The 6,275-nt window shown below is 74.1% G+C and carries 7 protein-coding genes and 1 pseudogene; 4 read left to right on the top strand and 4 right to left on the bottom strand.

All coding sequences use genetic code 11. The annotated features are described in order from the left end of the window. Positions 1–980: MFS transporter (locus VF468_10365; protein ID HEX5878710.1), on the top strand; the 980-nt coding region annotated here is incomplete at its 5' end. A 95-nt stretch (positions 981–1,075) separates the two neighbouring features. On the opposite strand, the gene VF468_10360 is transcribed toward VF468_10365, so the two are convergent. The 3 genes from VF468_10360 to VF468_10350 form a co-directional block, all read right to left on the bottom strand. Next, positions 1,076–2,062, bottom strand: coding sequence for an aldo/keto reductase (locus VF468_10360; GenBank protein ID HEX5878709.1), 987 nt, complete (start codon positions 2,060–2,062; stop codon positions 1,076–1,078). A gap of 167 nt (positions 2,063–2,229) precedes the next feature. Then, a complete protein-coding gene (locus VF468_10355; protein ID HEX5878708.1) occupies positions 2,230–2,769 on the bottom strand; it encodes a hypothetical protein in 540 nt (179 codons plus the stop codon). Positions 2,770–2,986: 217 nt separating this feature from the next. Further along, on the bottom strand, positions 2,987–3,772 hold the full coding sequence (locus VF468_10350) for an HAD-IA family hydrolase (protein HEX5878707.1): 786 nt from the start codon (positions 3,770–3,772) through the stop codon (positions 2,987–2,989). A gap of 197 nt (positions 3,773–3,969) precedes the next feature. Between VF468_10350 and VF468_10345 the strand changes: the two genes are divergently transcribed. Next, positions 3,970–4,779 (top strand): sulfite exporter TauE/SafE family protein, encoded by an 810-nt coding sequence (locus VF468_10345; protein ID HEX5878706.1) that lies wholly within the window; start codon positions 3,970–3,972, stop codon positions 4,777–4,779. Here VF468_10345 and VF468_10340 read toward each other — a convergent pair. Then, positions 4,776–5,252 carry a universal stress protein gene (locus tag VF468_10340; GenBank protein ID HEX5878705.1) on the bottom strand — a complete coding sequence of 159 codons (477 nt, stop codon included), beginning with the start codon at positions 5,250–5,252 and terminating at the stop codon, positions 4,776–4,778. The two genes, VF468_10345 and VF468_10340, sit on opposite strands and share 4 nt — an antisense overlap. A gap of 147 nt (positions 5,253–5,399) precedes the next feature. Between VF468_10340 and VF468_10335 the strand changes: the two are divergent. Both VF468_10335 and VF468_10330 read left to right on the top strand, forming a co-directional pair. Then, positions 5,400–5,570, top strand: a pseudogene (locus VF468_10335) (flavodoxin domain-containing protein). Positions 5,571–5,772: 202 nt separating this feature from the next. Next, positions 5,773–6,144: a hypothetical protein gene (locus VF468_10330; protein ID HEX5878704.1), complete on the top strand. Its 372-nt coding sequence runs from the start codon at positions 5,773–5,775 to the stop codon at positions 6,142–6,144. The last annotated feature ends 131 nt before the right edge of the window (positions 6,145–6,275 follow it).

Below are 6,275 nucleotides of genomic sequence, written 5' to 3'. Positions count from 1 at the left end.
TGCTCGGGGTCGCCGTGCTCGCCGACGCCGCCAGCCTGCCGCTGCTGTATGTGGTGTTCTTCGCCCTCGGCACCGCCGAGACCCTGTTCGACAACGCGGCCGTCTCGATCCTGCCCGCCGTCGTCCCCCGGGACCAGCTGGCCCGGGCCAACAGCCGCCTCCTGGGGGCGCGCATGGTGGCCAACGAGCTGGTCGCCCCGCCGCTCGGCGGGCTGCTGTTCGCGGCCGCCGCCGCCGTGCCGTTCCTGCTCGACGCCGGGACCTTCGCGGCCGCGGCCGCCCTGGTCGCGGCCATGGGCGGCCGGTTCCGGGTCGAGCGGCCGGAGGGCGCCGCCCCGACCACTCTCCGCGCCGAGATCGCCGAAGGGGTCCGCTGGCTGGCCAGGAACCGGCTGCTGCGCATCCTGGCCGTGGCCATCGCGCTGATGAACCTGACCCTGTCGGCGACCCTGTCCCTGTCGGTCCTCTACGCCCAGGAGCGGCTCGGGCTCGGCTCGGTCGGCTACGGCCTGCTGTTGTCGTCGATGGCGGTCGGCGGCATCGCCGCCAGCCTGGTCGCCGACCGGGTCATCGGCCGGCTCGGCCCGGCCACCACCATGCGCCTGGGCCTCGTCATCGAGTCGTCCACCCACCTGGTGCTGGCCCTGGCCCGCAGCCCGATCCTGGTCGGGGTCATGTTCGCGCTGTTCGGCTTCCACGCCATGACCTGGAGCGTGATCAGCGTGTCGCTGCGCCAGGAGCTGATCCCGGCCCGGCTGCTGGGCCGGGTCAACAGCGCCTACGCGCTGTTCGGCTTCGGCTCGCTGTCGCTGGGCGCGGTCGCCGGCGGCCTGCTGGCCGCCCGCTACGGGCTGACCGCGCCCTTCTGGTGCAGCTTCGCCGCCATGACCGTGCTCACCGTGACCTGCTGGCCGATCCTGAGCGCCCGGGCCATCGCCAGGGCCCGCGCCCAGGCGCCGGCCGACGAGGACGGCCCGTGAACCCCCCGCCCGAGGAACCGCCGGCCGACCCCGCACGGTAGGGCCACCAGCAAACCGCCGGCGATCCCGCGGTCGGCCTGCCGGCTGGGCCGTTGCTAGGCGTTGACGTTGGCCATGTGCATGGGCCCGTAGCGCTCGCCGGCCACCGCCCCGCGCGGGGTGACCTCCTCGATCGCGGCCAGGTCGCCGGGGTCGAGGTCGACCTCCAGGGCGCCGGCGTTCTCCTCCAGGTAGCTGCGCCGCTTGGTCCCCGGGATGGGCACGACGTCGTCGCCCTGGGCCAGCACCCAGGCGATCGCCAGCTGGCTCGGGGTCACCCCCTTGGCGGCCGCGAGCTCCCGCACCCGCTCGACCAGGTCGAGGTTGCGGGCGAAGTTCTCCCCCGTGAACCGGGGGTGGTCGCGCCGGAAGTCGTCCTCGCCGAAGTCGTCGGGCGAGGTGATCCGGCCCGACAGGAACCCCCGCCCCAGCGGGCTGTAGGCGACGACCCCGATCCCCAGCTCGCGCAGGGTGGGCACCAGCTCGTCCTCCAGGTCGCGGGAGAACAGCGACCACTCGTACTGCCCGGCGGTGACCGGGTGCACGGCATGGGCCCGCCGCACCGTCGCCGACGCCGCCTCCGAGATCCCCAGGTAGCGGACCTTGCCCGCCTCGACCAGCTCGGCCATCGCCCCCCAGGTGTCCTCGACCGGCACCGTCCGGTCCACCCGGTGCTGGTGGTACAGGTCGATGTGGTCGACCCCGAGCCGCTCCAGCGACTCGTCACAGGCCCGCCGCACGTACTCCGGCTCCCCGTTGACCCGCACCCAGCTCCCGTCGGCCCGCCGCTGGTTCCCGAACTTGGTCGCCAGCACGACCTCGTCCCGGCGCCCGGCGATCGCCCGGCCCACCAGCCGCTCGTTGGTGAAGGGCCCGTACACATCCGCGGTGTCCAAGAACGTCATCCCCAGCTCGAGCGCCCGGTGGATGGTGGCCACCGACTCCCGCTCGTCCGCCGGCCCGTACGACTGGCTCATCCCCATGCACCCGAGCCCGAGCGCCGACACCACCAGCCCCTGCCCACCGATCGTCCGCTGCTCCATGCCGCCTCCTCCTCCTGGTCGCGCGCTCAGCCTAGCGCCGCGTCCCGCTGGGAGCCGCCCGGCCACGGTGGGTGGAGGCGCCGGGCAAGGATCGGAGCGGGCGGCGGGATGCTTCCCCGCCGCCCGCTCCAGCGCTCGGTCAGGCAGCTGGCTGGGTTGCCGGGCCGCTACGTCCGGACCTCGGCCCGGGGCTCGGGTCGAGCCACGACCTCGGACCGGCGGCGGGCCAGGAGCGACACCAGGCCCAGGGCCAGCCCGGCCACGATCAGGGCGATGCCGGCGAAGAAGGCCACCGTGGCCAGCAGCCACCAGCCGTAGGTGTTCCACATGATGGCCGCCAGCAGCTGCCCGTCGAGCGCGCTCCGGCGGACCGCGGCCAGCTCCTCGTCCTCGGGGTTGGCCCGGGCGGCCGCGCTGACCTCGGAGTAGGACCGGCCGTCGGTCGTCTCCATCACGTGGGCGTTGATGTAGGTCGCGAAGTCGCGGGCGGCGAGCCCGTCGGTGACCGTGGTGCCGGCGCGGTCACGCAGCTCGGGGTAGGCCTGGTAGTTGTCGCCGTTCTGACCGGACTCGTCATAGGGGGCGAACGTGATCTTCTGGGCGGCCAGCTGGTCGTGGACGAGCTGGCGGCCGTAGTTGCCTGCCAGAGTGAGGACCACGCCGACGATCAGGACCGCCAGCGCGGCCGGCAAGAGCCACCGCTTCATGCTGTCATGCTTCCTTTCCTTCACCGAACGGCACCTTGCCGCTCGCTGCCAAGGTTGCCGCGCTCGCGAGGGCCGGTCATGGGCCGAACGGCCCGGTCTCTCTGGGTCCTTCAGCGGGAACTCGCGGGTGCTGCCGCCCTGCCCCAGTGACCGCGGTGGCGGACGTCGAGGCGAGCCTTCCAGCTCCAAGGGCAGGCTCGGGCGAGGGTTCAGGTGGTCACCGGCGAGCCGGCCGGTGGTTGCCGCCCCCCTCCACGGCGAGCTCGCCGAGGTCGTCCACGACCACCCCGGCGCCCCGCTCGGCCAGGGCGGCGGCCTGATCGCCACGGTTGACCCCGATGACCAGCCCGAACCCGCCGCGGCGGCCGGCCTCGACCCCGGCCAGGGCGTCCTCGACCACCGCGGCCCGGGCCGGGACGACCCCGAGCCGCCGGGCCGCCTCCAGGAACAGCGCCGGGTCGGGCTTGCCGGGCAGCCCCAGCCGCCCGGACTCGACCCCGTCGACCTCGGCGTCGAACAGCCCCCGCAGCCCGGCCGAGGCCAGCACGGCGACCATGTTGCGGCTGGCCGACACCACCGCCGTCCGGACCCCGGCGGCCCGGAGCCGCCGCACCAGCTGTTCCGAGCTCGGGAACGCCTTGGCCCCGTGGTCGCGGAGGTAGGCGGTGAAGTGGCCGTCCTTGGTGTTGCCCAGCCCGCAGACCGTCTCGCGGCCCGGCGGGTCGGCCGGGTCCCCCCAGGGGAGGGTGATACCCCGGGAGGCCAGGAAGGCGGCGACCCCGTCGTAGCGGGGCCGGCCGTCGACGTGGCCCAGGTAGTCGGCCTCGGTGAAGGGCCGGAACGGCTCGCCCAGGCGGGCCGCCCGCTCCTCCAGGTAGCCGTCGAACAGCTGCTTCCAGGCGGCCGCGTGCACGCTGGCCGTGTCGGTGAGCACACCGTCGGTGTCGAACACGACCGCGTCCAGCCGGTCCAGCTGGAGGACGGGCCGGCTCGGTCCGCTCACGGGACGGTCGGCCTGCGAGGCGGCATGGGCCAACTCCTCTCCTGTTCGGGGCCACCCATGCCGGGATCCTCCCATGTCCCGGGACACTGGCCGAACAGCCGAACGCAGGTGGCCGGCCTACCGGGCCATCAGCCCGCAGGTCCTTCGACAGGCGCGGGCGCGAAGCATGCTCGGCGATTGACTATCGTACGAGGCCCATGCCCACCCTCGAACCCGTCCAGATCGCGCTCCTCGCCGGGGCGGCCCTGCTCGCCGGCGCCGTCAACGCGGTCGCCGGCGGCGGGTCGCTGCTGTCGTTCCCGGCCCTGCTGGCGGTCGGCTACCCGGCGCTGACGGCCAACGTCACCAACACGGTCGCGCTCACCCCCGGCTACTTCGGGGGGACCCTCGGCTACCGGCGCGAGCTCGAGGGCCAGCGGGGCCGGGCCCTCGCCCTTGGCGCCATCAGCGCCGTCGGGGCCGTGCTGGGCGCCTGGCTGCTGCTGATCAGCTCGGCCGAGCTGTTCGAGCGCGTCGTGCCGTTCCTGATCTTCCTGGCCTGCGGGCTCCTCGCCGCCCAGCCCCGCCTGGCCCGGCTGGTCCGGGAACGCCGCGAGGCCCCGCTACCCGCAGCCGACCCGCCTCCCGCCGGTGCCCAGGCCGGCGCCAGCCCCCACACCGTGCCGCTGTTCACCACCCAGTTCCTCGCCGCCGCCTACGGCGCCTACTTCGGCGCCGGGGTCGGGATCATGATGCTGGCCATCCTCGGCATCTTCCTGACCGACACGCTGCAGCGGCTGAACGCCCTCAAGGGGCTGCTGTCGCTGCTGATCAACCTGATCGCCGCCGTCTCGTTCGTGCTCTTCGCCGACGTCAGCTGGGTCGCGGTGGCGGTGATGGCGGTGGCCAGCCTGCTCGGAGGCCAGCTCGGGGTCGTCCTGGCCCGGCGCCTCAACGACCGGGCCCTGCGCTGGCTGGTGATCGCCTTCGGGGTCGCCGTCGGCCTGCGCCTGCTGCTGGCCGGCTAGGACTGGAACCGGGTCTGGGCGCGGAGGACGTCGTGGTGGCGCTCCTCCAGGCTCTCCTGGTCGCGCACGACCAGGACCGGGCAGGTCGAGAGCTGGGTCAGCTTGTGGGCGACGCTGCCCAGCAGCAGCCCGCCCAGCGGCGAGTGGCCGTGGGAGCCGACCACGATCATGCCGGCGTCGACCTCGCGGGCGTGGTTGAGCACCTCCCCGGCCGGTGAGCCACCGGTGCTGGGCCGGACGGCGCCCTCGGCCGTCACCCCGGCCGCCTGCAGCTCCTTGACGATGCCGTCGACCAGCTCCTGGGCCTCCTCGGCGCTGTCGCCTCGGACGGTCGGCGGCACGGGGTAGTAGAGCTCGCGGACGTGCAGGACGTGGACGGTCCCACCGCCGGCACGGGCCAGCTCGATCACGGCCGGGACGGCCTTGCGGCTGTTCTCCGACTGGTCCACGGCCAGGAGCAGCTTCTCGAGCATCGGGCACCTCCAGGATTCGGCGATAGATGGCTTCCCGCCCGGCACCGCCCGAAAACCCGAACGGCGCGGGACGTTCGCCTCTGTCCCGGCACCGGGGCCGGTGGTGTGATCGAGCAGGAGGCACCCATCGGCGCGAGGAGGAACGAGATGCGCGCGCTCGTGGTCTACGAATCGATGTTCGGCAACACCCAGACGATCGCCGACGCCATCGCCGGTGGGCTGGCCCAGCGGATGCGGGTCGACGCCGTGGAGGTCGGCAGCGCCCCGGCGACGCTCGACGACGACGTCACGCTGCTCGTCGTTGGCGGTCCGACCCACGCCTTCGGGATGAGCCGGCCGAGGACACGCCAGGACGCCGCCACCCAGACCCCCGACGGGCTGGTGTCCACCGGGATCGGGCTGCGGGAGTGGCTCGCCGCCCTGCGGGCGCCAGCGGGGCATGGCGAGCTGCCCGCCGTCCCGGGGGGATCGCCGCCTTCACCTTGGCGATTCCTGTCGCATCCAGTACGGTCGAAGCGCGATGAGGACACAGCGACAGCAGCCGGTCACCAGGATGTTCCTGGTCCTCGCCGTTGTGCTCGGGTCGCTGTGGGCGGGCGGACTGGCCGCCCGGGCGGCCGACTCCGCGGATCAGCTGGCGGCGATTCACCTCCAGCCGGGTGCCGAACCGGCCGTCCTGGGGGATCGCGCCCCGGTGCTGCGCCCACCGGTGGGCCGTTCGGAACCGGGCGGCCGTCTGGTGCCGCTGCTGCTCGGCCTGCTGGCCGCGTCGGTCGTGGTCGCCTACGGGGTGCCCGCGAGACGACGCCGATCCGGCTCGGCTCCGGCCCGGTCGCTGGTGCTCTCGGCCCCCCGGGGGCCTCGGGCGCCGCCCCACCTCCGGCCGGCCTGATCGCCCTCCCGCGCCGCCTCCCGTGCGGCGTGGGCTACCGCTGGAGGTTCCTTCTGTTGTCTCGTCACCTTGGGTGGCGTCTGGTCGCCGTGTTGCTGCTGGTCGGCGCGGCCGGCTGGATGGTGGTCACC

This window comes from Actinomycetota bacterium (assembly GCA_036280995.1).
Lineage (GTDB): Bacteria > Actinomycetota > CALGFH01 > CALGFH01 > CALGFH01 > CALGFH01.
The sequence above is the reverse complement of the archived record's forward strand: the minus strand, read 5'-3'. Positions and strand labels throughout refer to the sequence as shown.